General features: G+C 68.4%; 24 protein-coding genes. 11 read left to right on the top strand and 13 right to left on the bottom strand.

Annotation, left to right across the window (positions count from 1 at the left end; all coding sequences use genetic code 11):
* The first annotated feature begins 111 nt into the window (after nt 1–111).
* The 6 genes from VEG08_00120 (at nt 112) to VEG08_00095 (ending at nt 4,909) form a co-directional block, all read left to right on the top strand.
* Nucleotides 112–402 carry a DUF503 domain-containing protein gene (locus VEG08_00120; GenBank protein ID HXZ26381.1) on the top strand — a complete coding sequence of 97 codons (291 nt, stop codon included), beginning with the start codon at nt 112–114 and terminating at the stop codon, nt 400–402.
* 96 nt (nt 403–498) lie between these two features.
* Entirely contained in the window at nt 499–864 is a 366-nt protein-coding gene (rbfA, locus tag VEG08_00115; protein HXZ26380.1) for a 30S ribosome-binding factor RbfA, read from the top strand.
* 37 nt (nt 865–901) lie between these two features.
* Entirely contained in the window at nt 902–1,873 is a 972-nt protein-coding gene (locus tag VEG08_00110) for a bifunctional oligoribonuclease/PAP phosphatase NrnA (GenBank protein HXZ26379.1), read from the top strand.
* Between the two features lie 16 nt (nt 1,874–1,889).
* Nucleotides 1,890–2,144, top strand: coding sequence for a hypothetical protein (locus tag VEG08_00105; protein HXZ26378.1), 255 nt, complete (start codon nt 1,890–1,892; stop codon nt 2,142–2,144).
* A 27-nt stretch (nt 2,145–2,171) separates the two neighbouring features.
* Nucleotides 2,172–3,788 carry a glycosyltransferase family 39 protein gene (locus VEG08_00100; protein HXZ26377.1) on the top strand — a complete coding sequence of 539 codons (1,617 nt, stop codon included), beginning with the start codon at nt 2,172–2,174 and terminating at the stop codon, nt 3,786–3,788.
* A 128-nt stretch (nt 3,789–3,916) separates the two neighbouring features.
* Nucleotides 3,917–4,909, top strand: coding sequence for an N-acetyltransferase (locus tag VEG08_00095; GenBank protein ID HXZ26376.1), 993 nt, complete (start codon nt 3,917–3,919; stop codon nt 4,907–4,909).
* A gap of 86 nt (nt 4,910–4,995) precedes the next feature.
* On the opposite strand, the gene VEG08_00090 is transcribed toward VEG08_00095, so the two are convergent.
* From VEG08_00090 to VEG08_00055, 8 genes are all read right to left on the bottom strand, one after another.
* On the bottom strand, nt 4,996–5,178 hold the full coding sequence (locus VEG08_00090) for a hypothetical protein (GenBank protein HXZ26375.1): 183 nt from the start codon (nt 5,176–5,178) through the stop codon (nt 4,996–4,998).
* The gene (locus VEG08_00085) at nt 5,175–5,603 is read right to left on the bottom strand and encodes a DUF6677 family protein (protein HXZ26374.1); all 429 of its coding nucleotides are present in this window, start codon (nt 5,601–5,603) and stop codon (nt 5,175–5,177) included. Before VEG08_00085 ends, VEG08_00090 begins: the two co-directional genes overlap by 4 nt.
* Complete coding sequence (locus VEG08_00080) at nt 5,604–6,773, bottom strand: Xaa-Pro peptidase family protein (GenBank protein ID HXZ26373.1); 1,170 nt, start codon at nt 6,771–6,773, stop codon at nt 5,604–5,606.
* A 152-nt stretch (nt 6,774–6,925) separates the two neighbouring features.
* On the bottom strand, nt 6,926–7,660 hold the full coding sequence (locus VEG08_00075; protein ID HXZ26372.1) for a DNA alkylation repair protein: 735 nt from the start codon (nt 7,658–7,660) through the stop codon (nt 6,926–6,928).
* A gap of 22 nt (nt 7,661–7,682) precedes the next feature.
* Nucleotides 7,683–9,095: an MFS transporter gene (locus tag VEG08_00070; GenBank protein ID HXZ26371.1), complete on the bottom strand. Its 1,413-nt coding sequence runs from the start codon at nt 9,093–9,095 to the stop codon at nt 7,683–7,685.
* A 78-nt stretch (nt 9,096–9,173) separates the two neighbouring features.
* Nucleotides 9,174–9,473, bottom strand: coding sequence for a DUF167 domain-containing protein (locus tag VEG08_00065; GenBank protein HXZ26370.1), 300 nt, complete (start codon nt 9,471–9,473; stop codon nt 9,174–9,176).
* An 85-nt stretch (nt 9,474–9,558) separates the two neighbouring features.
* A complete protein-coding gene (locus VEG08_00060) occupies nt 9,559–10,266 on the bottom strand; it encodes a YggS family pyridoxal phosphate-dependent enzyme (protein HXZ26369.1) in 708 nt (235 codons plus the stop codon).
* Nucleotides 10,267–10,502: 236 nt separating this feature from the next.
* Complete coding sequence (locus tag VEG08_00055; GenBank protein HXZ26368.1) at nt 10,503–12,563, bottom strand: oligopeptide transporter, OPT family; 2,061 nt, start codon at nt 12,561–12,563, stop codon at nt 10,503–10,505.
* Nucleotides 12,564–12,846: 283 nt separating this feature from the next.
* On the opposite strand from VEG08_00055, the gene VEG08_00050 reads away from it, so the two are divergent.
* Together VEG08_00050 and VEG08_00045 are read left to right on the top strand one after the other, a co-directional pair.
* Nucleotides 12,847–13,719, top strand: a complete 873-nt coding sequence (locus VEG08_00050; protein ID HXZ26367.1) for a ComF family protein — start codon at nt 12,847–12,849, stop codon at nt 13,717–13,719.
* Nucleotides 13,720–13,729: 10 nt separating this feature from the next.
* Nucleotides 13,730–14,362: an HNH endonuclease gene (locus VEG08_00045; GenBank protein HXZ26366.1), complete on the top strand. Its 633-nt coding sequence runs from the start codon at nt 13,730–13,732 to the stop codon at nt 14,360–14,362.
* 216 nt (nt 14,363–14,578) lie between these two features.
* Here the strand turns inward: VEG08_00045 and VEG08_00040 are convergent, their stop codons facing one another.
* Complete coding sequence (locus tag VEG08_00040; protein ID HXZ26365.1) at nt 14,579–15,430, bottom strand: hypothetical protein; 852 nt, start codon at nt 15,428–15,430, stop codon at nt 14,579–14,581.
* A 193-nt stretch (nt 15,431–15,623) separates the two neighbouring features.
* Between VEG08_00040 and VEG08_00035 the strand changes: the two genes are divergently transcribed.
* Nucleotides 15,624–17,732 carry a S9 family peptidase gene (locus VEG08_00035; GenBank protein HXZ26364.1) on the top strand — a complete coding sequence of 703 codons (2,109 nt, stop codon included), beginning with the start codon at nt 15,624–15,626 and terminating at the stop codon, nt 17,730–17,732.
* Between the two features lie 213 nt (nt 17,733–17,945).
* Here VEG08_00035 and VEG08_00030 read toward each other — a convergent pair whose 3' ends face one another.
* The 3 genes from VEG08_00030 to VEG08_00020 form a co-directional block, all read right to left on the bottom strand.
* Nucleotides 17,946–20,921 (bottom strand): hypothetical protein, encoded by a 2,976-nt coding sequence (locus VEG08_00030; protein ID HXZ26363.1) that lies wholly within the window; start codon nt 20,919–20,921, stop codon nt 17,946–17,948.
* Nucleotides 20,918–21,427, bottom strand: a complete 510-nt coding sequence (locus VEG08_00025; GenBank protein ID HXZ26362.1) for a hypothetical protein — start codon at nt 21,425–21,427, stop codon at nt 20,918–20,920. The genes VEG08_00030 and VEG08_00025 overlap by 4 nt, the downstream gene beginning before the upstream one ends.
* A gap of 87 nt (nt 21,428–21,514) precedes the next feature.
* Nucleotides 21,515–22,393 carry a YihY/virulence factor BrkB family protein gene (locus VEG08_00020; protein ID HXZ26361.1) on the bottom strand — a complete coding sequence of 293 codons (879 nt, stop codon included), beginning with the start codon at nt 22,391–22,393 and terminating at the stop codon, nt 21,515–21,517.
* Between the two features lie 539 nt (nt 22,394–22,932).
* Here VEG08_00020 and VEG08_00015 point away from each other — a divergent pair.
* Entirely contained in the window at nt 22,933–23,136 is a 204-nt protein-coding gene (locus VEG08_00015; protein ID HXZ26360.1) for a cold-shock protein, read from the top strand.
* Nucleotides 23,137–23,217: 81 nt separating this feature from the next.
* Here VEG08_00015 and VEG08_00010 read toward each other — a convergent pair whose 3' ends face one another.
* Complete coding sequence (locus tag VEG08_00010) at nt 23,218–25,080, bottom strand: tetratricopeptide repeat protein (protein ID HXZ26359.1); 1,863 nt, start codon at nt 25,078–25,080, stop codon at nt 23,218–23,220.
* A 172-nt stretch (nt 25,081–25,252) separates the two neighbouring features.
* On the opposite strand from VEG08_00010, the gene VEG08_00005 reads away from it, so the two are divergent.
* On the top strand, nt 25,253–25,662 hold a 410-nt coding region (locus VEG08_00005), incomplete at its 3' end, for a serine/threonine-protein kinase (protein HXZ26358.1).

Genomic DNA, 25,662 nt, shown 5'->3' with positions numbered 1-25,662 from the left:
CGGAAGCGATAGCCTGAAGAGCAGTTTCTAGTTTCTCGTTTCTAGTTTCTAGAGAAGAAACCCCAAGTCTTCAACTAGAAACGAGAAACTAGGAACTAGAAACTCGCCTCCATGCCCATTGCCTTTCTCACGATCGAGCTCCGCCTCGAAGCTGCACATTCGCTCAAAGACAAAAGGCAGGTCCTGCGCAGCCTGAAGGATCGGCTGCGCGCGGGGTACAACGTTTCCGTCTCCGAATTGGATTCCACCGACCTGTGGCAGCGGGCCACCGTGGGCGTGGTTTCCATCTCCGGCTCGCGCGATTATCTGGAAGGCCTGATGCAGAAGGTGGAGCGCGAAGCCGCCCGCATCGCCAACAACCACGGCGCGGAAGTGGTGGATGCGTTCGTGGACTACCTCTGAAGGTCTCAAGGTTTCAGAGTTTCAAGGTTTCAAAGTCCTGCGAGGCCGCAACCTTCCATTCTGTTATCCTGAAGAGTTTATTCGCGAGTTTTGACCATGCCGGAGCAGCGGGGGGCGCAACATCATCGGGAGCGGATGGCGGACGCCATCCGCGACGAGCTTGTCGCCATCCTGGAGGGCGAGTTGGGCGACCCGCGCATCGGGCTGGCCACGGTGAGCGGCGTGCGCCTGGACCCGGACGGCAAGAGCGCGCACGTGCTGGTGGCCGTCGCCGGGGACGAGAAGGATGCCGAGCGCACGCTCCAGGGCCTGGAGGCGGCGCGCGGCTTCATCCGCCACGAGATCGCGGAGCGCCTGCGCCTGCGCCGCGCTCCCGAGCTGTTCTTCCAACTGGACAGGTCGCAAGAGTACGACGACAGGATCGGCGACCTCCTGAAGCGCTTACACAAGAACGAAAAGTAATCTCCCCATTGCGGGGCGAAAGGGATTAGTCTAGCCAGTGGCCAACGTCGGCATCACCGAGGTCCTCGCCAGCATCCGGCAGCGCGACCACTTCGTGCTGACCTCGCACGCGCGTCCCGACGGCGACGCCGTGGGTTCGGTGCTGGCTTGCTGCCAGGTGCTGCGCGCCCTGGGCAAGGACGCGGAGGTGGTGCTCTCCGACGGCGTCCCGGTCATCTATCGCCCCTTGCCCTTCGCCGACACGGTGGTGCAGGCCTCGGCGGTGAACGGCCGCTACGACGCCGCCATCCTGCTGGAGTGCGACAGCGTGGCCCGCACCCGCCTGCAGGGTCTGGAGGGGCGTTTCCTCATCAGCATCGACCACCACCAGAGCGCCAAGCCCTTCGCCAACGTCAACTGGATCGACCCGCGGGCCTGCGCCACCGCCGAGATGGTCTTCCGCCTGGCCCGCGCCGCCCGCGTGAAGGTCACGCCCGAGATGGCCACCTGCCTCTATACCGGGCTTCTCACCGACACCGGCTCGTTCTGCTATCCCGGGACCAGCGCCGCCACCTTCGAGCTGGCGCGCGAACTGGTGGAATGCGGCGCCGACCCGGTGAGCATCGCCCAGAACGTCTACTTCTCGCGCCCCACCTCCAAGGTGCGGCTGCTGGGAGCGGCGCTCTCCAACCTGCACCGCGAGGGGGCGCTGGCCTGGATGTACGTCAGCCGTGAGGAGGTGGAGCGCGCGGGCGCGCTCGACGAGGACGCCGAGGGCCTGGTGAACTACGCCCTGAGCATCGCCGGGGTGGAGGTGGCGGTGTTCTTCCGCGAACTGGCCGACCATCACTTCCGGGTGAGCCTGCGCAGCAAGGGCGCGGTGGACGTGGCCGGGATCGCCGAGAGCTTCGGCGGCGGCGGGCACTGCTGCGCCAGCGGCTGCTGCATCGCGGGCCCGCTCTCGCTGGCGGCGGAGCGGGTGCTGGCGCAGGCGCGCCTGCGCTGCCAGCCCGGCCCGCCCCACTCCTGATCCCATGCACATCTCCTTGGCAACCCAAGTGGTATCGCTGGCGGGCGCGCTGCTGATCCTGTGCGCCTACGTCGGGCACCAGCTGCGCTGGCTGGACGCCCGCCGACCCTTCTACAACCTCGCCAACCTGGTGGGCGCCGCCATCCTGGCCTGGATCGCGCTGCGCCCGCTGCAGGTGGGCTTCGCTATCATGGAAGTGACCTGGACGGTCATCAGCGTGATGGGAGTGGTGCGCGCGCTGCGCTCCCGCGGGACCGCGGCGGCGCGCTGACGGGCGCGGCCCGCCGCTCTCCAGCCCATGAACAACCGCCGACAACTCGTGGAAGTGCTGACGGTGGCGGCCTTCGTCGCCTTCCTCTTCTACTTCGGGCTGGGGGCCTTCGGGCTGCTGGGCGCCGACGAGCCCCGCTACGCCCAGGTGGCGCGCGAGATGCTGGCGCGCCACGACTGGATCACTCCCTACCTCTACGGCAAGCCCTGGCTGGAGAAGCCCGCGCTCTACTACTGGCGGGCCATGTTCGCCATGGAGACCTTCGGAGTGCACGACTGGACGGCGCGGCTGCCCTCGGCCACCTTCGCCACCGCCATGATCGCCATCGTGTACTACCACATGCGGCGCTTCCGGCCGGGAGCGCAGTTGGACGCGGCCCTGATGACCGCCTCCTGCGCCGCCATCGTGGGCTTCGCGCGCGCCGCCTCCACCGACATGCAGCTGGCCGCGCCCTTCGCCATCGGCATGCTGGGCTGGTACGCCTGGCAGGAAACCGGCAGCAAGGTCTGGCTCTTCGATTTCTACTTCTTCATCGGCATCGGGACGCTGGCCAAGGGACCGGTGGCGCCCGGGCTGGCGGTGCTGATCGTCGCGGCCTACGCCCTGCTGCATCGTGACTGGCGCATGATCTGGCGCACGGCCTGGTGGCCGGGGATCGCCTTGTACTGCGCCGTCATCCTGCCCTGGTACATCTCGGTGCAGATCCGCAATCCGAACTTCCTGCGCGTCTTCTTCCTGCAGCACAACCTGGAGCGCTTTGCCAGCGACCTGTTCCACCACCGCCAGCCCTTCTGGTATTACCTGCCCATCCTGGCGCTGGCGCTGCTGCCCTGGACCACCATGGTGGTGGCGGCCATCACCGACGCGGTGCGCCACCGCATCTGGCGCTACCCCAATCCCCGCTCCGAGGACGGCTTCCCGCTGTTCCTCATCCTGTGGGGCGTGATCCCGGTGGTCTTCTTCTCCTTCTCGCAGTCCAAGCTGCCGGGGTACATCCTGCCGGCGGTGCCGCCCTGGACCATCCTGGCGGCCGACTACCTGCGGCGGGAGCGCGAGGCTGACGAGTCCCCGCCGGTGGCGTTCCTGGTGGCGCACGCGCTGCTGGCGGCCATGTTCATGGGCGGGGTCATGCTGGCGCCCTACATCGCGCTGCGCGAGACCCGCATCCCGGCGGCGCCCCTGGCGGTGGCCATCGCGCTGGCGGTCATCACCTTCCTGGGGATCTTCCTCACCATCCGGCGGCGAGGGCTGGCGGTGCTGCGCTTCGTGACCCTGGTGCCGGTGATCGTGGGAGTGGCCTTCCTGCTGCGGGTGGCGGCGCCGCGGCTGGACGCGGCGCTTTCCTCCCGGCCGCTGGCCGGGCAGCTGGCGACCCTGGACGCGGGCAAGTCGCCGGTCGCGGTCTTCCGCGCCTCGCGCAACGTGGAGTACGGTCTGGCCTTCTACCGCAACCACGAGGTCTACCGCTACGAGCGCGACGAGATCCCGGCGGAGGGGCACATCGTGGTCGCGCCCGAGGGCAGCATCGACGCCATCCGCGAGCAAGTGCCGGGGCGGCGGGTGAGCTTCATCGGCAACTTCGCCCCCCAGCACCTGGACCTCTACTGGGTCTTCCCGCCCGGCGCCGAGAGCATGCACAAGTGATTTTCCGGGTTCTTGCTCAAGCGGGTGAGGGCCCGGAGCGCGCGATTGAAACCTTCGGAAAGCCGCACTAGACTGGGGTTTTGGCAGGGACCCGTCCGGGAGCCCCGAGTCCGGCGCCCCCTCACCGCATGGCCAGCGTAGAGATCCTCGACCTCCGGCACTTTTCCTCCGCCGACCTGCGCCCGCTGCTGGAAGTGGAGTCGCAGGTGTGGGCGCGGCTGCTGTGCTGGGACTATCGCGGCTCCGCCGAGATGATCCTGCGCTACGTGGACGCCAAGATCCTGCCCGGCTACGCCGCGGTGGAGAACGGCCACATCAAGGGCTACGCCTTCTTCGTCTACGAGGGCAGCAAAGGCGTGATCGGGGACCTGTTCGTGGGCAACGGGCGCCGCGGCAATGGCGGCAACGGCCACAACGGAGGCAAGGGCCAGAACGGGCACGCGGAGCTGGAGCACCAGTTGCTCACCCACGTGATCGCCACCCTGCAGCAATCCCCCGGCATCCACCGCATCGAGGCGCAGTTGCTGGTGCATCCCGCGGGCCAGGTCTCGCGGCCCTTCCTCGATGAAGGCTTCCGCCGCTACGCGCGGCTGTTCATGGTGCTGCCGCTGGGCGGGCCGGAGGGCTTCGGCGCGGGGCCCGCTCCCGAGGAGATCGAGATCCGGCCTTGGTCGGAGGAGAGCTTCCAGGCGGCGGCGACGGTCATCACCGCCGCCTACTACGGGCACGTGGACGGCGAGATCAACGACCAGTACCGCAGCGTGAGCGGCTCGCTGCGCTTCCTCAACAACATCGTGCGCTTTCCGGGGTGCGGCGTCTTCGACCCCGAGGCCTCGTTCGTGGCCCGCCACCGGCCCTCGCGCACCCTGGTGGGGCTGATCCTGTGCTCGCGAGTGAAGGACGACGTGGGCCACGTCACCCAGGTGTGCGTGCTCCCCGAGTATCGCGGCCAGGGACTGGGGCAGCATCTGATCGCCGCCTCCGCCCAGGACCTGCGCCGGCGCAAGTTCGACTCTCTCTCCCTCACCGTCACCGAGGCCAACGGGCGCGCCGTCGCGCTCTACCAAAGGCTGGGATTCGAGGTGAAGCGGATCTTTGATGCGTTTGTGTGGGAAGGATAAGAAATTGAGTAATTGAGTAATCGGGTAATTGAGTAATTGGCAGAAAGCCGATCCTCAATTACCCAATTACCCGATTCCATAATTACTCAATGTCTGAGCAGCCACATCAGCCAGCCCCCCGCCAGGGTCCCCAGCAGAAAGAGCAGGAAGCAGTAGGCGCCGTAGCGCAGCATGGCGCGCGGCGTGTTGCGCTGGGTGATGCCGAAGACGATGGAGGCGAAGAGCGCGAAGATCACGACCGCGCTGAAGTGGGAGAGCTGCAGGGTCATGGCTTCTTCCCCACGGCGATGTGGTAGGCGTCGACCGCGCTGATGATGTTGAGCAGCCCGGCCACGATGATGAAGGTGGTGCCGTAGGCGGCGGTGGCCAGGCTGATGGCGCCCTTGCCCCAGTCCATCATGCGGGTCAGCAGGTAGAGGCCGCCGGCGCCCACGTCGCCCAGGAAGCCCAGGATGTCGAGCAGGTCGCCGGTGTTGAAGGCGTAGACCCGGCCCTCCATGGCCAGCCCCAGGAAGAACATGGTGAAGACGGAAACCAGCAGCAGCGCGCCCCGTCCCCAGCGGCGCAGCAGCAGGTGTCCGGCGCCGGGCACGAACCATCCCACCAGCAGCGCCGCCACCGCCTTGGGCGTGGGCGGAGTCGCCGGCTCGGGCTGCTCTTCGGGTTCCGCGTTCTTGGGCTGTGGCTTGGCCATCTAGATGATCACGATCTCCTGCTGGATCTTCCCGGTGACCTCGGCCTTGCCCGGGCGCACCAGCACGTTGACCTCGCTGCGCACCCCGAACTCGGGCAGGTAGATGCCGGGCTCGATGGAGAAGCAGGAGTTGGGCAGCACCTGGCGCTCGTCGTGGATCTCCAGGTTATCCATGTTGGCGCCGTTGCCGTGCACGCTGGTGGCGATGGAATGCCCGGTGCGGTGCACGAAATACTGGCCGTAGCCGGCGCGCTCGATGACCCCGCGGGTGGCGTCGTCCACCTCCCAGCCGCACAGCCGCTTGCCCGCGGCGATGGTGTCGACCACCTTCTTCACCCCGGCGTCGCGGGCGTCGCGCACGATCTGGAAGATCTCCTGGTGGCGGGCGGAAGGGCTGGGGCCCACGAAGCCCATCCAGGTGATGTCGTAGTAGACGGCGGCGGGCTTGTCCTGCTTGGCCCAGACGTCGAGCAGCACCAGGTCGCCCTCGCGGATGGGGGCGGAGCGCTCAGCCGAGGGCCCGTAGTGCGGGTTGGCGGCGTTGGCGTTCACCGCCACGATGGGCGGGTCGTCCTCGTCGGTCAGGCCTTCGCGCCCGAAGGCCTCGTGGATCCACTGCTGCATCTGGAACTCGTGGGTGCCGCCGTTGCGAACCTTCCGCCCGATCTCCTGGAAGGCGGCGGCGGTGATACGGTCGATGGCGTCGCGGGCGGCGAAGTGCGTCTGGATCTGCTCTTCCGACCAGGTGGCCTCGAAGCGCGCCACCAGGTCGCCGGAGCTGACCACGGTCTTGCCCAAGCCGCGCAGCACCTCCACCGTGCCCGCGTCCACCAGCCCCACGTAGAAGACCAGGTTGTTGGGCGAGTACTGCATGGCCACGGTCTGGTAGGGGGCCAGCATCTGCTTCAGGTTCTCGGCCAGTTCCTGCCAGGCGGAGTACTGGCGCTTGCTGCCGGGCAGGGAGTCCAGGTGCCCGGCCTCGATGCGGTGCACCAGCTTCTGCGGCTCGCCCTGGGCGGGGATGAGGTAGTACCAGCGGCGGGTGACGAACAGGCTCTCCGGCAGCCCCAGCACGTGGTAGGCGATGGGATCGCGGTGGTGGTGGTCGTAGAAGAGCCAGGCGTCGAACTTGTGCTCGCGCAGGGCTGCTTGGATGGCGGCCAGGTCCATGGGCAAACCTCTATTTAACCACAGAGGGCGCGAACCGTGTACCGTCGTGTCCTTGGTGATACCTTGGTGCCCTTTGTGGTGACGCTTTTCGTGTCTGCGGAGAAAAAGCTCAACCACAAAGGACACGAAGGGAACACGAAGGACACAGGGAGTCAGCGCGTGGCGAGGACCTTGCGGCGCGTGGCCGCGGGCAGAGTCTCGCAGGCCGTGCGCAGGACCAGCCGCGAGGCGCGGCTGCGGATCTTCATGAGGAAGGGAACGGTGCGGCGGGGGTCGGCCTTGGCGGCCTCGCGCAGCAGCCATCCCAGGCCCTTCTCCACCATGTCGTCGCGGTCGGCGAGCAGGCGCGCGGCCACCCGTTGCATCTCGGGGAAGAAGCGGCGCTGGCGGACGCCGCGGATCAGGGCCACGCAGGCGGCGCGGCGCCGCCAGCGGTTCTTCGAGCCGGCCCAAGTCAGCACGCGCCGGGCGCGGCGCGGCTCGGCGGCCACCGTCGGGCCCAGCAGATTGTGGACGAGGGCGTCGTGCTCGTCCCAGTGCCGAACCCGGTCGAGCCAGCCCTCGAACAGCCGGAAGGCTTTCTCATCCAGGCGGGCCGCGTCCTTCTCCAGCAGCATGACCGCCATGTGCTTCTCTTCGTGGATGCGGCCGCCGAAGAGCCGGTCGGCGACTGCCAGCAGGAAGTCTTCGCCCATCTCCCGCCGCAGCACCCGCCGGATGCGCCCGGCGACGTGCCGCAGTTCCGCCGTGCGCCAGCCGCGCGCCTGGATGGTCTCCTTGAAGAAGCGCTGGGCGGAGGCGGCGAAGGGCGCCGAGCCGCCGCGATCGATGACGTGGCGGACATGGCGCGCGACCTGGACCGGGCTGGCAGGCTGCTTGCGGTGCATAAGGACAGCTACTAGCTGCTGGCTACGGAACTCCCGGCGTCGTCCCCGGCAACGGGCGCGGGCGCAGCAGGCGGTCGTAGGCGAAGAGCACCACGGCGGTGATCAGGCCCACGGCGACGATGGCGTACCAGGCGTGAGCGGGCTGGTGCCGCACTTCGCCGTACACGTGAAACATCCGTCCGCCGAACCAGCCCCCGATCAGCGAGCCGATGCCGATGGGCAGGAAGGCAAAGCCCATGTAGGTGCCCTGCTGGCCCTCGGGCGCCAGCCGCGAGATGTACTCGTAGTAGCGCGGCGACTGGATGATCTCGCCCAGCGCCAGCACGAAGAGTGCGAGCACGGCGGCCCACAGGGTCGGCCGCCAGGCCAGGACCAGCCAGGAGAGCGAGGTGATCACCGTGCCCAGGATCACTGCCTGGAAGGCGGGGATCTTGCGGGTCAGGTAGTTCACCAGCAAGGTCAAGCAGATGACGGCCAGCCCGTCGGTGATGAGGATGAGCTCGACCGGGGCCTTGGGATCGATGTAGGCGGTGATGTACCCGGGCAGGCTGATGTACTGCTGCCAGAAGACCACCCAGTAGCCGGTGAAGAGCACCAGGAACCACATGAAGCGGCTGATGCCGGCCAGCACCGCGAGCAGCATCCCCAGCCAGAGCCACCAGGGAACGGCGAAGCCCGGCCGCAGGGCCATGGCGATGCCAAGGCCGATGGCGATGGCCACCACCGGCAGGACCAGCCATGCCTTGCCCACGACGACGCAGAAGTTGTGCCACACCTGGCCGATGGACGGCGGAGGCGCGTCGCCTGCCTTGCGCGGCTCGCGGAAGAAGAACAGGACCACGAAGAACATCGCGAAGACGCTGAGCGCGGCCACGCGGTACACGTTCTCCACCCCCAGCTTGCGGTGCGCCCAGAACGCGACCAGCGGCCCGAAGAAGCCGCCGATGTTCACCATGGTGTAGTAGATGGAGTAGCCCAGGGAGCGCACGTTCTCCTTGGAGGCGCGCGCCGTCGTCCCCACCACGCAGGGCTTCACCAGGGAGACACCCAGGGCGGGCAGGATGAGGATGCAGCCCACGAACAGGCCCAGGGGCACGGCATTGCGCACCGGCGCCAGCCACGCCGCCCCGATGGAGCCGATCAGAAAATAGGCGGTGGCCAGGATGAGATAGGCCAGGGAAAGCGCGCGGCGGAAGCCCAGGCGGTCGGCGGCGGCCCCGCCGAAGATGGCCAGAAACCACACCGCGCTGCCGAAAAGGCCGGTGAGCGTCCCCGTGTCCTGGGTCGAGAAATTCAGTTTCCCCTGGATGTAGAGAGCCAGCGAGGCGAAGGCGCCGTAGTAGGAGAGGCGCTCGAAGATCTCGGTGAGGTTGGCGACCCAGAAGGGCCGCTCGAAGCCGGTGCGGACGTCCTGCAGACGCTCAGCAAAGCTCACGCGGCTCTCCTGCGAACCAGAATCAAAGGCTCACCACGAAGGGCACAAAGGTACCACGAAGGCCACGAAGGGATCGGGTCATTGAGTCACTTTGCCAAAAAGCCGCTCCGCCACCTTCGCGGCGCTCAAGCCGCGCACGCGGACGACCTTGTTCCGGCTGGAATGGCCGGCGGCTATGGTAACGGAGGCGCGCGGCACTTGCAAAAGCTCCGCCAGGAATTCCACCAGCGCCTCATTGGCCCTGCCCTCGGCGGGCGGCGCGGTCAGCGCGACCTTGAGCGCCTCGCCCACTTCGCCGGTGACCGCGTCCTTCCGCGCGCGGGGATGCACCTTAACACTGAAAGTGGCGCCGGCGGTGGTGTCGCGAATCGGGATCAAGAGCACACCACGAAGGACACAAAGGGCACACGAAGGACACAAAGGAACGAAGGCCCTTCGTGATCCTTCGTGTCCTTCGTGGTCGTCATTTTCCTGGTCTTTCCCCGAAGATGGCGGTGCCCACTCGCACGCAGGTCGAGCCCTCCTCGATGGCGACCTCGAAGTCGTGGGACATCCCCATGGAAAGCACATCCAGCGCGACGCCGGGCAGCTTGCGCGCGGCCAGCTCAACGCGCAAAGCGCCGAGCTGGCGGAAGAAGGGGCGCGCGCTCTGGGGGTCCTCGGTGAAGGGCGGGATGCACATCAGCCCGCGGATCTGGAGATGCGCCAGCCGCGGCGCAGCCGCCAGGATGGCTTCCAGTTCCGGCGAGGGTGCGGCCAGGCCGCTCTTGGCGGCCTCGCCGCCCACGTTGATCTCAAGCAGCACCGGCAGGCGCTTGCCCAGCTTCTCGGCGGCGGCGTCCAGCTTCTCGGCCAGGTGCAGCGAATCCACCGAATCCACCCCCGCGAAAAGCTCTGCCGCCTTGGCGGCCTTGTTGGACTGCAGGTGGCCGATCATGTGCCAGGCGGCGCTGGGGAGCGCCGCGAGTTCGCCGGCTTTGCCGGCGAACTCCTGCACCCGGTTCTCGCCGAAGAGGCGCAGGCCGGCGGCGTAGGCCTCGCGGATGCGGTCGGGCTCGACCGTCTTGGTCACCGCCATCAGGGTGACGTCCTCGGGACGCCTCCCGGTGCGCCGCGCCGCCTGCGCCATGCGCTCGCGCACCTGCGCGACATTGAGAGCAATATCAACCACAGAGAGAAAACCTACCACAGAGACACAGAGGCACAGAGGGAAGCTGAAGAAAAAGCCAACCACGAAGGGCACGAAGGCACACAAAAGAGAAAAGGCACGGAAACCCGGATTCTCTCCGTGTCGCTGTGCCTCTGTGGTGAACCGGCTTCAGATCCTTCGCTGCGCTCAGGATGACCGCGCCTGGCTCCCGCTCGGCTCGCCTTGCGGCTCACCTCGCTCACGCCATGCGAGCGCGGTCACATGATGGCGGTCGGCGGGGCCGGGTCCTCCGGGCGCCCCGCGCTGGCCAGGGGCAGCTTGATGAGCACCACCACCAGCACGGCCAGCCCGATCAGGCCGGAGATCCAGTTGTTCCCCAGCGAAAGCTGGAAGAGGGTGCCGGGCCCGCCGCGCGCCAACTGGTGCGCGATGATGGCGGCGATCACGATGCCGCACAGCGCCTCGCCCGCGATCAGACCGGAGGCGGTGAGCACGCCGGCGTTGTCCACGCGCGCCTTCTGGGCCTCGTTGAAGCCGCGGCGGTCGCGCAGCTTGTCGGTCACCCAGCGGATCACCCCGCCCACGAAGATGGCGAAGGTGGTCTCCAGCGGCAGGTACATGCCCACGGAGAACAGCATGGGGCTCTTCACCTGCACCATCACCATGGCCAGGCCCATGAGGATGCCCACCACCACCAGGGGCCAGGGCATGTTGCCGCCCACGATGCCCTGCGCCAGCATGGCCATCAGGCCGGCCTGGGGTGCGGAGAGCGCAGGGCTGCCGAAGTGATAGGCCTTGTCCAGGATGGCCAGGGGAAAGAACAGCACCAGCGAGGCCACCACGATGCCGAAGATGTCGCCGATCTGCATCTTGGAGGGCGTGCCCCCCAGGATGTGGCCGACTTTCAGGTCTTGAAGCATCTCGCCCGCCACGGCGGAGGAGACGCAGACCACCGCGGCCACCCCCAGCACCGCGGCCACGCCGCCCACTCCGGTCACGCCCAGCACCACCAGCAGCAGCGCCGCTACCACCAGGGTGCACAGGGTCAGGCCGGAGACCGGGTTGTTGGAGGAGCCGATCATGCCCACCAGGTTGCCGGAGACGGCGGCGAAGAAGAATCCGAGCACGATCATCACCAGGGCGGCGACCCCGGCCCCGGCGATCACCTTGGAAGCCGTCAAGGTGCCGGCGCCCGCGATGAAGAAATAGTAGAGAGCGAACATGGCTATCAGCACCGCCCCCACGCCCAGGAAGACCACCTTGGCGTTGAGGTCGCGCTCGGTGCGGTCGGTGGCGGCGTGAGCGGCCGCCGACTTCTTCAGGTCGGAGACGGCGCGCTTCATGCCCGCCAGGAGCTGCGCGCGCATGCGGAAGAGCGTGAAAGTGGCGCCCACCAGCATGCCGCCCACCGCGATGGGACGCACGATGGAGTACCAGACGCCCCCCGCCATCGCCGCCCAGTCCAGGGTGGTGCCCTTGGGCGCGCTGGCCTGCAGGCTGGGCCCCAGGAAATAGACCAGGAGCGGGACCAGCAGGCCCCAGGCGATCACGCCGCCGGCGAAGTTGAGCGCCGCCAGGCGCGGCCCGATGATGTAGCCCACGCCCAGGTAGGCCGGGCTGATGGCCGGCGAGTTGAAGACCGACATGCCGCCCGTGGCCACGGTGGGAGCGCTGGCGCCGCGCCCGATCTTCAGCCCGCTCAACATGGCGGGGATGCGCACGGTGACGCTGCGGATGTACCAGAACAGGTTGATCTGCGAGAGGAAGTACATCACCGCCCCGAAGCCCATGTTGGCGAAGAGGATCTTGGCGGCCGTGCTGCCCTGCTGTCCGGCCTTATGGATCTGCGAGGCCGCCACCGATTCCGGGAAGGGCAGTTCGGGGTCCTCCACCATCACCCGGCGCAGCAGGGTGACGAAGAGGATGCCCAGGGTGCCGCCGATCACCATCAGCGCCACCGACTCCCAGTAGCGCTCCGGGCCCAGCCCGGGCCACAGCCCCGCCAGCACGAAGGCCGGGATGGTGAACACCGCTCCCGCCGCCACCGACTCGCCGATGGAGCCTACGGTGCGGGCGATGTTCTCCTCCAGGATGGAGCCCTTCATCAGCCGCAGCACCGCCATGGCGATCACCGCCGCGGGATAGGTGGCGGCGATGGTCATGCCCGCCTTCAGGCCCAGGTAGGCGTTGGCCGCGCCCAGGACGCCGGTCATCAGCATGCCCAAGAAGACGGCGCGGAAGGTGAACTCCTTCATCTCCATGGTGGGAGGAACGAAGGGGACGTGTTTCTTGGGAGGAGCAGCGGACGCAGCACTCATGAAGGCAGCCTCGCTAGGGAGAGAATGACTTCCGCTTCCAAGGAGCCCCGGCAGGGTAGCACGCTGGGGCGGCGGTTTCCAAGCGCAGCGGCGAAAAGTCCACCACCAAGGACACAAAGGGAAACACCAAGGACACCGAGGATTCACGCAGACCGGCCGACGATTGCGCCGCCCCTTCTCCGCCCGGTATACTGAAATGCCAATCCCCCTGCACACGGCAGCCCGGGCCGCAAAGGAGCAGGGGTGTGGGAGGGTCGTCTTCAGTTCGGGTGACCTAAGTCGGTTGCGGAAGCAGAACCCGGGGAGGTTCTGGGTCTTCGCGGCGCTGCGGGAGGCGGCGGAGAGCCTGTTCGCCACCCTGTTCCCGTCGGATTGCCGTCTGTGCGGCGCTCCCCTGAGCGAGATCTCGCGGCTGCCCGTCTGCCGCGCCTGCCTGGAGTCGGTGGAGCCGGTGGATTCCGCCACCTGCTGGGTGTGCGGCGAGCGCCTCTTCGGCCCGCATCCCGTGGGCGAAGACGGCCGGCTGCGCTGCGGCGTCTGCCAGCGCTTTGAGGCGCCCTTCGTCCGGGCGCGCGCCTACGGCGCCTATGACGGCCGCCTGCGCGAGCTGATCCACCTGCTCAAGTACGAGCAGGTGCGTCCGGCGGCGGAGGTCCTGGGCGGGCTGCTGGCGCAGGTGCTGACGGAGCTGCTGGCGGAGATGGGCGCGGAGCCGGCGCTGCTGCTGCCGGTCCCGCTGCACGCGGGCAAGCGACGCCAGCGCGGCTTCAACCAGGCGGAATTGCTGGCGCGCGCCGCGTTGCGCTCGCTGGAGCGGGAAGCCGCCGGCGCGGGGCGGCTGCGCCTGAGCACCGATGTGCTGGAGCGGCGGCGCGCGACCGAGTCGCAGACCGGATTGACGCGCCACCAGCGCCGCGAGAACATCCGCGGCGCCTTCCGCGTGCTGCGCCCGGAGGAGATCGCCGCCCGCACCGTGGTCCTGGTGGACGACGTCTTCACCACCGGCACCACCGTGGGCGAGTGCGCGCGTCTGCTGCGGCGTAGCGGGGCCAGTCGCGTCTACGTCGCCACCGTCGCCCGCGTGCTCAAGGCGGAAGCGGGGCGGGTGGAACGGACGGAGCCGAGGGAGTCCCTGGCGCACGCTGCCGGGGCATGAGCGGAGAGAGATGTCGGGACAGGAACACAATCCGGGACCCAGCCTGCGACACCACGGAGCGGGGCCGCACCGCGGCAACGGCCAGGGTGTGCTCGCGCCGGCCGCGCCGGGCAACGGCCACGGCTTCCAGCCCATGCACGCGCCCGTGCTGGTGCTGAACGCCAGCTACGAGCCCATCAACATCTGTGCCGCGCGCCGCGCCATCGTGCTGGTGCTCAAGGGCGTGGCCATGACCGAGGAGGAGAACGGCCACTTCCTGCACTCGGCGCGCATCGCGCTGCGCGTCCCCTCGGTGATCCGCCTGCTGGAGTACCGCCGCATCCCCCACCAGACGCGCGCTCTCTCCCGCAAGAACATCCTGCTGCGCGACCGCAACACCTGCCAGTACTGCGGCGACGTGCTGCCCTCGGCCGAGCTGACGCTCGACCACGTGGTGCCGCGCTCCCGCGGCGGCCTCTCCGCCTGGGAGAACCTGGTGGCCTGCTGCCATCCCTGCAACCGCCAGAAGGGCAACCAGCTGGTCCACGAGGCCGGCATGAAGCTGCTGCGCGAGCCCCGCGCCTTCAACCTGCACACCAGCCGCCACATCATGCGCCTCATCGGCCGCTCCGACGCCAAGTGGCGGAAGTACCTCTTCTACTGATCGGGGGATCTGGCGATCGGGTGATCTGAAACGACGCCCGAGCTTCACCAGGATGTCATCCTTCCGCCGACTGCAGGGAGGCGGGAGGATCTGGCGAGGGCGTTGACGCCGCCGCGACGGTGGTGCAGGCGACGTCGTCAGATCCTCCGCTCGGCTTCGCCTCGCGAAGGATGACACTCGCCGCGATCCGGCTGACTCCTAACTACCAGCTCCAAACTACTTCGGCGTCGGCGGCGTCGGCGGAGGCTGCTGTCCCTGCGGCTGCGTGCCGGTCCCCGGCGCCTTCGGCACTTCCTTGCCCTCATAGATGATGCGGGTCTTGGAGCCGAAGCGCTTGTAGTTCTCGTAGCGCACGGTCTCGCGGATGTGCACGTCCTGGTCCTTGAAGTGGAGCACGTCGTCGGCCATGGTGTAGGTGGGGAACCAGTAGTGGCCGTCCACCTCTTCGCGGTAGGTCTCGAACTTGGGGAAGAGGTTCTCGTTGCCCTTGTGGATGTCGGGGACGCTCTTGCCGTAGGTCTTCACGATCTGGAAGTCCTGGTTGTCCACCCAGATGCGCCCCTGGAAGTAGCGCCGGTTCTTCTCCATCTGCTTGGGCGAGATGTCGAAGACGTAGGTGCCCAGTTCGTCTTCCTGCTGCTGGCCCGCGTAGGTGATGTTGTAGTCGGGGATCTCTTCCGTGGTGAGCACGAAGGGCATGAGGCGCTCGATGTCCTGGAAGTCCTCCGGCGACATGGCAATGCGCTGCAGGGTGGGCTGGGGGGCGAAGGTGACGTTCTCCACCCGCCGGCCCTTGTCGTCGTAGGTGATGTCCACCACCTGGTGGAACTCGCCGTCCACCGTGTCGCCCTCCAGGGTCTGCACCGTCACGCTCTGGGTGTAGGTGTAGTTCTCGCGCGCTTCCTTGAACTCTTTTTCCTTGGCGGCGAAGCGGCGGATGATCTCGTCGGGGGTGATGTTCTTGGGCTGCGCGGAGTCGAGCGGCCCCTCGCCGCGCTGCGCCCGCGCCGGCGCACACAGCGCCAGCACTACGAGCGAGAGAAGGATGCGGGGCAGTCTGGGTCTCATGGGAATCCCTTCAATTATAGATGCCGTGGGGCCTGCCGGGTTGCCGGGGTGCTGCTTGCTTCTACATCCCGAGCGGAGCGAGGGAGCCCTATGGCCAGAGGAAGCATTGGGGCACGATAGGGGTCCCTCGCTTCGCTCGGGATCAAAACCGGAGAGCCAATCATTTACACTAGGCTGTTCCCAGGAGGCTCCCATGCTCCGTCGTAGCCTGCTGTTCGTCCTTCTGCTCTCCTCCTTCGCCCTGGCCCAGGCCAAGCGGCCCTTCACCTTCGAAGACATGATGGCGCTCAAGCGCGTGGGCGATCCCCAGGTCTCGCCCGACGGCAAGTGGGTGCTCTTCTCCGCCGTGGACGTCAACCTGGAGAAGAACACGCGCACCCCGCACCTGTGGGTGGTGCCGGTGGCCGGGGGCGAATCGCGGCAGATCACCTCCGACAGCGGCGAGAGCCGCGGCCGCTGGTCGCCCGATGGCAAGCACTTCGCCTTCCTCTCCTCGAAGGGCGGCGCCGAGCAGGTTTGGGTGGCCGACTTCGACGGCGCCAGCGGCGCGGTCACCGGTGCGCCACGCCAGGTGACCACCATCTCCACCGAGGCCGATGGCGAACTCTGGTCGCCCGACGGCAAGCACATCCTGTTCACCTCCTCGGTCTATCCCGACTGCGCGGACGACGCCTGCAACCAGCAGCGCGATGAGGCTGCCGCCAAGTCGCCGGTGAAGGCGCAGATCTGGACCCACCTCCTCTTCCGCCACTGGAACGCATATCTGGGCGGCAAGTACAGCCACATCTTCGTGCAGCCGGTCGCGGCGGACGGCGCGCCCACGGGTGCGGCCCGCGACCTCACTCCCGGCGCCTTCGAGACGCCGGTGTTCTCCCTGGGCGGGCCCGACGGCTACGCCTTCTCCCCCGACGGGCAGGAGATCTGCTTCGTCTCCAACCACGATGCCATGCCCGCCGACAGCACCAACAACGACCTGTGGCTGGTGAGCGTGAACGGCGGCGAGCCCAAGGACATCACCGCCGCCAACAAGGCTTCGGACTCGGGGCCGCTCTACTCGCCGGACGGCAAGTACATCGCCTATCTCGGGCAGCAGCGCCCCGGCTACGAGAGCGACCGCTTCCGCCTGATGCTCTACGAGCGCGCCACCGGCAAGATCGCCAACCTGACCGAGAACTTCGACCGCTGGGTGGGAACGTTTGTGTGGGCGCCGGACTCGAAGAGCCTTTACTTCAGCGCGGAAGACAAGGGCGACTCACCTATCTACCAGGCCGTGATATCGGTGTGTCCGACGCCAGGGAAGTGCGCCCCGACCGTTGAGGAGTTGACCTGGGGTTCGAACGACGAACTGTCTGTATCGCCAGACGGGAAGACCTTGTTGTTCAGCCAAGTCTCCGTGCAGGCGCCGAGCGAGGTCTTCTTCGCGGACCTGACGACAGTTACCCCGTGCCGTGGCCGTTGCGCTCGTCATAGCGCCCATCGGCTCACCCACCTCAACGACGCCGTCCTCGCCCAGGTCCAGATGCAGCCGCTCGAGCCTTTCTGGTTCACGGGGGCGGAGCAGAAGAAGGTCGAGGGCTTCCTGGTCAAGCCGCCCAACTTCGATCCCGCCAAGAAATATCCCGTCAAGTTCCTCGTGCACGGCGGGCCGCAGGGTGCCTGGGGCGACTCCTGGTCCTACCGCTGGAACCCGGAACTGTTCGCCGCCTCCGGCTACGTGGTCGTCATGATCAACCCGCGCGGCTCGACCGGCTACGGCCAGCAGTTCATCGACGACATCAACGGCGACTGGGGCGGCCGCGTCTACCAGGACCTGATGATGGGCCTGGACTACGCCGAGAAGACCTACCCCTTCCTGGACAAGAACCGCGAGTGCGCGCTGGGCGCCAGCTACGGCGGCTACATGATGAACTGGATGCTGGGGCACACCACGCACTTCAAGTGCATCGTCTCGCACGACGGCATGTTCAACGCCGACTCCGCCTGGGGCTCGACCGAAGAACTCTGGTTCAACGAGTGGGAGTTCAAGGGCATGCCTTGGACCAACCGCGCCCTCTACCAGAAGTGGTCGCCGCACCAGTACGCCGCCAACTTCAAGACGCCCACTCTGGTCATCCACTCGCAGCGCGACTACCGCCTCGACGTGAGCGAGGGCTTCCAGCTCTTCACCACCTTGCAGCGGCTGGGCGTGCCATCGAAGATGCTCTACTTCCCCGACGAGGGCCACTGGGTGCTCAAGCCGCAGAACAGCCGCCTGTGGTGGCAGACCGAGGAGGCCTGGGTGGACCAGTGGACGAAGAAATAATCGGGTGATCGGGAGATCGGCGGGGTCGCCGCGATCATCGCGAAGTGTCATCCTTCCGCCGACCGGAGGGAGGCGGGAGGATCTGGCGACAGCCCCTGCGCCACCGCACGGGTCGCGCCGGCGACCTCGTCAGATCCTCCGCTCGGCTTCGCCTCGCGAAGGATGACACCCGCCGAAGTGGGCTCCCGCTAACTCCCAACTCCAGATTACTAACTACTGTTTCTGCGGTGGCGGCCAGAGCGCCTGCAGCGTGAACCAGGCTTCGCCCGCGCCCGCGCTGGCGCGCACGCTGACCTCCACCGCGCCCTGCGAGGCGGAGAAGGCGATGGGCAGCGTGGCCACGCCGTTGTCGTCGGAGATCGCGGTCGCGGTCCAGCCCGCCACCGGGATGCGAAGAACCGGCCGGCCGCCAGTGCCGCCGTCGCCCGGGGGCGGCGGCGGAGGCGGCGGCTCCCAGCGCATCGCGGTCACCTCGAAGCGCACCGTGGCGCGCCGCACCGGGTTCGCCGGGGAAGACGAGTCCGTCACCCGCACCACCAGCGTCTGGAAGCTCTGGCCCACGGTCACGATCTGGCCCTCGCCCGCGATCTTCTGCACCTCGATGCCGGCATCCGCCACCGGCAACAGCACGAACTGGGTGCAGGGCGTGCCCGCGGGATAGATGCACGCGGCCACCTGCGTGCGCGTGCTGAGGCTCGCGACCGTCAGCGTGCTGCTGGCTTCGCCGGCGGCGTTGGTGGTGACGATGCTGTGATCGAGGGTTCCGGAGCCCGTCAGGAACGAGTAGCGCACCTGCTGGCCGGCGGCCGGCGCGCCACTGCTGTTGAGCACCCGCACCCGCAGCGGCCAGGTGACGGCCGCATTGGTGGCGGCGTAGGCGGAGGGGCCGAGCGCGGAGATGGAGAGGCTGGAAAGCGTGCCGCTGAGCGTGCTGGTGGCATAGGCTCCTGTGGCCAGGGTGGCGCGCAGCGTGATGGCTCCCGCGCTCTTCACCGTGAGCAGGGAAGAGACCTCGCCGGTCTGGTCGGTGACCAGGCGGCAGGTCACGCCGCCGCAGGCGGAGAAGAGGGAGCCGGAAGGCGTGGCCGAGAGCGTGACGGTGGCGCCGGGGACGGGCGTCGCGCCGTCCGCCTGGGTCACGCGCACGCGCACCGGGTTGGCGGCTTGGCCGCCCACCGGAGTGTTGCCGTTGCTGGTGAGGAAGAGAGCGAGGTCGCCGGCGCCGGCGCCGTAGGTCAGCGCGCCGCTCATCTCCGCCACCGCACCGGTCTCGGGATCGCGCAGGGTGATGCTCTGCGCTCCGTCGCTGAGCGCGGGCGTGCTGACCAGGATCTGGTTGGGCCCGAACTCCAGCAAGGGCGCGGGCGCGCCCGCGATCTCGACCTCGGTGCCCACGCGGAAGCCCATGCCGCGGATGCGCACCGGGTCGCGGCCCGGCACCCCGGCGCGCGCGGGCTCGACCGTGTCGCCATAGAGCAGGCGTGCCTGGTAGCGGAAGTCGGGGCGGCCGTCGCCGCGCTGGTCGAAGAGCCCGAAGCGGATACTGCCCGCGCCCGGCGCCGCGCTCAGCCGGGTGGTGCCCAGCAGGCCGGTGTTGAAGGCGTCGGCGGAAGCGCGCGGCGGCGCGCCCTCCAGGTCGCTCACCAGCCATAGCCCCAGCGCCGGCAGGGTCTTGGCGGTGGTGGGCTGGCCGTGCTCGTCGAGCGCCGTCACCTCCAGCGCCAGCGTGCGCCCCGCCTGGATCGACAGGGAGTGATAGTCGGGGTCGCCGTAGCCGCAGAAGTTGGCGACCCACTCGCCCGCGGCCGGGACCGGCGTGGGCGAGGCCCAGGTGTGGGGCTCGAAGCGGTCGGTGATGGCGGAGGCGCCGCCGGTCATCGGGATGTCCTGCTCCACGTCCGCGCCCGCTTCCAGACCGGAGACCACCACCGGCGCCGCCGTGCCCGAGGGCGCGACCGCGTTCTCCCAGTACGGCCCCACTGAGGCGCTGCCCGAATACTGCGGGTTGATGGCCTCCACGCTGAGTTCGTAGGCGGCGGAGGCGCTGCCCGCTGGGATCTCGAGCCCGGCGAGATCGAAGAAGCCTTCCAGCGCGGTCTCGGCGGAGCCGAAGCGGTCGTAGCGGCGGCCCTGGCTGTCGCCGTAGCCGGTGGCGGGATTGCCGGCGTCGCCGCGGAAGAGGAAGCCGGAGACGCTGCTCGCCGCCACCCGCCGCGAAGGCTGCCCAGTCGCGGGATCGATCCAGCGGGCGACCACGTTCACGCCCTGCATGCCCTGGCCCGCTCCGCCCTGCGGCAGCGTGAAGCGCACTCGCCCGTGGATGCGCGCCGTGGTCTCGGAGAAGACGGTCTTGCCGGGGAAGAGCGCGAGGTTGGCCGCGGTCACGGGATAGAGGCGGGAGAGGGCGGCGCGGTCGTCCGCGCGCGGCTGCTTGGGATCGGGCAGGCACTGGGTGACGGGGCCGGCGGCGCACAGCGGCTCGACGGGATGCATCAGCGGGAAACCGGCCCAGTCGTCAGGGGTGGGGGCGGGCGAGCGCGTGACCACGTTGTCGTTGAGCTGCGACCAGTCCATCCCGAGCACCCGGCCCAGGGCGCGCACCAGCAGGTAGCGCAGCAGGGGAAGATCGCCGGCGGAGCGCGCGCAGTTGCCGTTCACCACCACCAGGGCGTGGGCGAAGTGGGCGTCGGAGTAGAAGTTGTCGGGGCCGCCGTAGGCGGCGTGGAAGGCGCAGAGGTCGTGGCTGCCCGCGCCCGCGCCCAGCAGCGCGTCGGTGACCTGGCCGTCGGCGTCGTAGACCACGGCGACGGGGGTGGCGGTGGCGGTCTCCTGGATGTCGGCGGGCAGGAGCAGCACACCCCCGGAGCGGGTGACGTTGCTGCCGTTCACGTCCTCGGCGAGTTGGCCGGCACGCTGCGCGCTGACCGCGGCGGTGGGAATCGCGGTCCAGCGCGCGAAGGCGGCGGCCACCAGCGCGTCGGCGTCGCTCTGGGAGAGCAGCGGGCTGAGCGCGCCCTGGTCGGTGTAGTAGAAGACTGCGCCATCGCGCCAGGTGATGGGAGTGCCTGCCAGCGCGGGATCGAAGAAGCTGGTGCCGGCCACCCAGGCGGGACCGCCGGCGCGCGCTCCTCCCCCTAGCGCCAGCAGCAGCGCCAAGAGCGCGGCGGGGATGGCGGTGCGCCGCTTCACCGCGCACGCTCCCGTCCGGCGGCGGGCGCGACAGGCTGCGGGCTGGGGCCGGGCGGCCGGAGGTCCGGAGGAGCGGGCAGCGCCGGCGCCGGTAACTGCGCGTCCAGGGGGAGGATCCCGGCGTCGCCGCCCACCGGGCTGGTCAGCCCCAGCCGGCTGCGGGGATAGAGGAAGAGCAGCAGCTCCTGGCCCACGCGATAGCGCGGCCGGCCTGCCGCCCATGCTCCCGCCCACTCGCGGATGGTCAGGCGATCACCGGTGCGCGCGCCGCGGATGCCTTCGATAACCAGGAAGGTGACTTGCACGGTGGCCGGGGAGCCCGCGGCGGGCCGCAGCCGCTCCACCCGCAGCACGCGCCCGCGGAAGATGAACCCAGCATGGCGGCTGAGCTGCTCGAGGGTGGCGGAGGAGGGGGCGCTGCGCGGTCCGCCGGCGCGGACGGGAGGAGGAGCGGCGGCCGCCAGCAGGAGAAAGACGCAGAGCCCAAGTCCCCAAGGACGAGACATGGCTGGGCCTCGGGTTCCCCGGCCACGGGCAGGGAACAGACCCATGCTAGAGGTCGCGGAACGCAGCTTCCGTGCTCTGCATCACCCCTATGCGTGATGAGCGGCGGAGAGATAGGCCCCGGCCAGCAGCAGCAGTCCGGAGAGGAAGGCCCACACCATCAGGGTCACGGAGATGGAGAAGGGCCCGTAGGCCTCCTGGAAGTTGAGCCAGGGCAGCAGCAGCACGTACGCGTACTTGGCCAGGTCCCACAGGATGCCGGTGACGATGGCTGCGGGCAGCACCGCCCGCGCCCTCACCTTGCCGTTGGGCAGCAGCCAGTAGATGAGGAAGAAGATGCCGATGCTGGCCAGGGCGGCGAACAGCTTCATGATGATGAACTCGGGCCAGCGCAGGATGCCCGCCGCCTCCGGCCCCAACCAGCGCTCCATCAGGTACTGGTGGCCGGCGGTGAGAGCGATGGAGATCAGTCCCAGCACGCCGCAGGAGAAGGCCAGCCCCAGCGACACCAGTTGGTTGCGGAAGTAAGAGCGGTTCTTGGGGAAGCCCCACACCCGGTTGAGTGCGACCTCCAGGGGCAGAAACACTCCGGAGGAGGTCACCAGCAGGATGAGCAGCGAGACCACCTGCACGCGGTGGCGCGTGGCCACCAGGTACTTGAGGTTGCGGATGACGAAGTCCTGGCCGGCGGGCAGGTAGTCGCGCAGCAGTTGCAGCACCACGTCGTACATGGCCTGGGAGTGGAAAACGTAGCGGATCAGCGTCATCAGCAGCACGATGAAGGGGAAGAAGGAGAGGATGGCGTTGGCCGCCACCGAGAAGGCGAAGGTGTGCACCTCGGTGCGCATCAGGTACTGGGCCAGGGGCCAGGCACGGCGGCGCAGCAGGCGGACGATCGCAGCCAGCAACCCGGTTTCCGGCGGCGGGGCGGCCGGGGCCGGCGGCACGGAGAGAGGCGCGATGGACATCAGGGACGATGGTAGCAGCAAGACCGGCGTCAGGAGTCAGGAGTCAGGAGTCAGGGGCTCCTTCGTGTGACCTTTGTGTCCTTTGTGGTTGGCTTTTTCCCCCGGTGCGAATGAAGAGCTTCACCACAAAGGACACGAAGGCAGACACGAAGGGCGCAAAGGAGAGCCGTGATAGCCGCTGGCTCCTGACGCCTGACCCCTGACTCCCTAACTCCGAACAAGATTTTTTCTTGCCAAAGAGTGCCTCGCCCATTATCCTGCCCTGCTCGTTCCTGAAACGTCTGGAGCGGGCACTGGTCCCTTGGGCCAGCGGATTCGGGTTGATGTTCTTGTACTTCGCAGTCGGACTTCACGCAGCCAGCAGCAGGCTACGGGCGCAGGGCCGCCGGACGTCGCTCCGGCACCCCGGCCGGTAGCCTTTTTGTTTGGGCGGGGGCTGGAAGGCAAAGCAGCAACCCTCTCGTCCGGCGGCCGTCTCTTGGGTCGGCCGCGGGCCGCAGGAAATCGTTCAAGTCCACATTTGCGAAAGGAGTTCTTCTGTGAGAGAGAGGGGTACAGTCAAGTGGTTCAACGGCGCCAAAGGGTACGGCTTCATCCAGCGTTCCACCGGGGAGGATGTCTTCGTCCACTTCTCCGCCATTCAGGAGAACGGCTACCGCACCCTGAATGAGGGCGAGACGGTGGAGTTCGACCTGCTGAAGGGGCCCAAGGGCTTCCAGGCCGCCAACGTCACCCGCGTCTAGCAGAGTGGCGGCTCCCCCGGCCGCCGCACGGGATCACCCGATCCGCAAGCCCTCCCGCCCCCGCGGGAGGGCTTTCTTGTGCTAGGGCAGCTCCAGCGAGACCAGGTCGCCGTCCACGCTGCCCCCGGCCTTGTAGTTGACCGACACTTTGAGGTCGTGCCAGTCGCAGGAAAACGCCTCGGCGCCGATGAGCACCAGCTTGCTGCGGTCGGGGGTGCGGAGGCGGAGGACGCGGCTGCCCGCCGCGATGCTCACGATGGCGGCGGGCGGCGCCGAGCAGTCCACGCTCACCAGCCGCCCCTTCAGAAACTGGATGGGGCGGGTGTCGGGAGCAACCTCGGGCTCCTTCTGGATGGGCTGGGTGACGTCGGGGGCGGGCTGGCCGGGTTGCGGCCGCCACTGGGGCGCGTCGTAGGAGGCGGGATACTTCGAACTCTGGGCCAGGGGCGTGACCGCGGTGCGGCCCACCCGGGCTTCGTCCAGCGCCGCCAGGCTCTGCACCGCGCGGGTGGCGATGGCGGAGTCGTTGCTGTCTTTCAGGTGCTCCAGGATAGCGGAGGCGTCGTCCCAGCGCCGCTGTTGCATGTAGAACAGCGCCAGGTTGAGCTGGTAGCCCTCCTCGCGAGGGCTGAGCTGGATGGCCCGCTTCAAGGCTTCCAGGGCGCCGCGCTCGTCCTGCAGGGCGAGGTCGGCGAAGGCCAGCAGCTCCCAGGCGTCGGCGAACTCGGGATCGATGGTGAGCGCGGTGTCGAGCTTCTGCTTCATGCCGCCGGCGTCGGCGATGGGCCGTCCCGAGGCCAGGCTCTCGCGGTTCATGAGCAGGGCGGCGTAGTAGAGCACCTGCGGGTCCTTGGGATCCAGCTCGGCGGCGCGCTGGAAGTGCTGCCCGGCGCGCTGGAAGTCGCCCTTGCGCAGGTAGGCGTAGCCCAGGCCGCGGTGGGCGGCGGCCAAGTCGGGCTTCTGCTGGAGCACCGCCTCCAGTTCGCTCACCCCCTCGTCGAAGTGATCGCGCAGGTGCAGCTTGAGGTCGGCCAGCGCGGCCTGGCCGGCCAGCGCGTCCAGCTTGCGGAAGGAGTAGTCGCCGGCGGTGGCCAACGGGGGCAGATCGAAGATGTAGGCCTTGGCGCCGGCGGAGCGCGAGTAGTCGTCCACCGCGTCGCCCAGGTGCTTGGCGTCCATGCCGAAGGCGCGGGGGATGGCATCGGCCATGGGCACGTGCTGGTTCATCACCAGGTCGAAGTACTGGCCCGCCTGCGCCATCTGCTTCTTGTCGATCAGGTAGTGCACCACCAGCCAGGACTGGGCGTAGAAGAGGTTGCGGCGGCTGCCGCTCTCGTTGTAGGCGCTGGAGTCGTGGGCCACGTTGAACAGGTCGGCCAGCGGCATGTGAGTATGGCTGCCCAACAGTTCGCCGTAGCCCTCCGGCATCTTGCCGACCACCACCTGCTTGCCGGTGAGATCGATGGTGGCGTAATACTCGGCGAAGCCCTCGTCGAACCAGGGCTGGGTGGTGGGATAGTTGCCGCGCAGCAGCAGGTGCGCGTACTCGTGGAAGACCACGTGCCACACGTCCTCCGCCGAGAGATCGAGCGCGATGTAGTCGCAATCCGAGCCGGGCTGGTAGTAGCCGGCGTCCTCCACCGGCTTGCCCTTCCACAGCGGCAGCACCTGCTTGATCTCGCCCTGGCTGCGGAAGGCCACCACCACCAGCGGCACCGGCATGTTGATGCGGGCGCGCTCGAAGAGGGTGCCGAAGACATGGCGCATCTGCTCGAAGCGCTGCGCCACCTCCCGGCCCTGCTTCTCGCCCGCGTCGGTGAGCACGGTGAAGTGGGGCGAGCGCACCTCCACCCACGGCGCTTCAGCGGCGCGCGCGGGCAGGCAGGCGGCGGCCACCAGCAGGAGCAGGACCACACACGGCGATGGGCGGCGGGCGGAGGACATGGCTGGATTCCTCGGAGCCGGGCGCTCCGTTGGCCTCATGCTACCACGGTCGCGGCGGGGCGGGCGGACAGCCGCCCCCCTTCGCAGAATTCCTCCCGCGGCACCGAGCCCGACGCTATAATGCGCCGCACTCCCCCACCGGATTCGGAATCTCAGGTGACCCGAAGGTGACATGCCTCTTACATCCGGCCAGAAGTTAGGCCCCTACGAGATTCTCTCCGCCGCCGGCGCCGGCGGGATGGGAGAGGTCTACCGCGCCCGCGACACCCGCCTGGAGCGCACCGTGGCCATCAAGATCCTGCCCGCGCACCTGGCCGACGACGCCGGGCTGCGCCAGCGCCTCGACCGCGAAGCCAAGGCGGTGGCCACCCTCTCCCATCCCAACATCTGCACCCTCTACGACGTCGGCCACCAGGCGGGCGTGGACTTCCTGGTGATGGAGTACCTGGAGGGAGAGACCCTGGACCAGCGGCTGCAGAAGGGGCCGCTGCCGCCCGAGCAATTGCTGCCCATCGCCATCCAGATCGCCGACGCTCTGGAGCGCGCCCACAGGCAGGGCATCGTGCACCGCGACCTGAAGCC

It is taken from the genome of Terriglobales bacterium, assembly GCA_035624475.1.
In the GTDB taxonomy this organism is placed as follows: domain Bacteria; phylum Acidobacteriota; class Terriglobia; order Terriglobales; family Acidobacteriaceae; genus DASPRL01.
This window is presented reverse-complemented; position numbering and strand designations above follow the sequence as displayed.

Bases quoted from the DNA above. Each gene is read 5' to 3' on its own strand.
- VEG08_00075 (HXZ26372.1), bottom strand. From the start codon at position 7,660: ATGCACCGCAAGCAGCCTGCCAGCCCGGTCCAGGTCGCGCGCCATGTC.
- VEG08_00120 (HXZ26381.1), top strand. From the start codon at position 112: ATGCCCATTGCCTTTCTCACGATCGAGCTCCGCCTCGAAGCTGCACAT.
- VEG08_00040 (HXZ26365.1), bottom strand. From the start codon at position 15,430: ATGAGACCCAGACTGCCCCGCATCCTTCTCTCGCTCGTAGTGCTGGCG.
- VEG08_00055 (HXZ26368.1), bottom strand. From the start codon at position 12,563: ATGAGTGCTGCGTCCGCTGCTCCTCCCAAGAAACACGTCCCCTTCGTT.
- VEG08_00085 (HXZ26374.1), bottom strand. From the start codon at position 5,603: ATGGCCAAGCCACAGCCCAAGAACGCGGAACCCGAAGAGCAGCCCGAG.
- VEG08_00045 (HXZ26366.1), top strand. From the start codon at position 13,730: ATGTCGGGACAGGAACACAATCCGGGACCCAGCCTGCGACACCACGGA.
- rbfA (HXZ26380.1), top strand. From the start codon at position 499: ATGCCGGAGCAGCGGGGGGCGCAACATCATCGGGAGCGGATGGCGGAC.
- VEG08_00095 (HXZ26376.1), top strand. From the start codon at position 3,917: ATGGCCAGCGTAGAGATCCTCGACCTCCGGCACTTTTCCTCCGCCGAC.
- VEG08_00020 (HXZ26361.1), bottom strand. From the start codon at position 22,393: ATGTCCATCGCGCCTCTCTCCGTGCCGCCGGCCCCGGCCGCCCCGCCG.
- VEG08_00035 (HXZ26364.1), top strand. From the start codon at position 15,624: ATGCTCCGTCGTAGCCTGCTGTTCGTCCTTCTGCTCTCCTCCTTCGCC.
- VEG08_00025 (HXZ26362.1), bottom strand. From the start codon at position 21,427: ATGTCTCGTCCTTGGGGACTTGGGCTCTGCGTCTTTCTCCTGCTGGCG.
- VEG08_00090 (HXZ26375.1), bottom strand. From the start codon at position 5,178: ATGACCCTGCAGCTCTCCCACTTCAGCGCGGTCGTGATCTTCGCGCTC.
- VEG08_00010 (HXZ26359.1), bottom strand. From the start codon at position 25,080: ATGTCCTCCGCCCGCCGCCCATCGCCGTGTGTGGTCCTGCTCCTGCTG.
- VEG08_00080 (HXZ26373.1), bottom strand. From the start codon at position 6,773: ATGGACCTGGCCGCCATCCAAGCAGCCCTGCGCGAGCACAAGTTCGAC.
- VEG08_00100 (HXZ26377.1), top strand. From the start codon at position 2,172: ATGAACAACCGCCGACAACTCGTGGAAGTGCTGACGGTGGCGGCCTTC.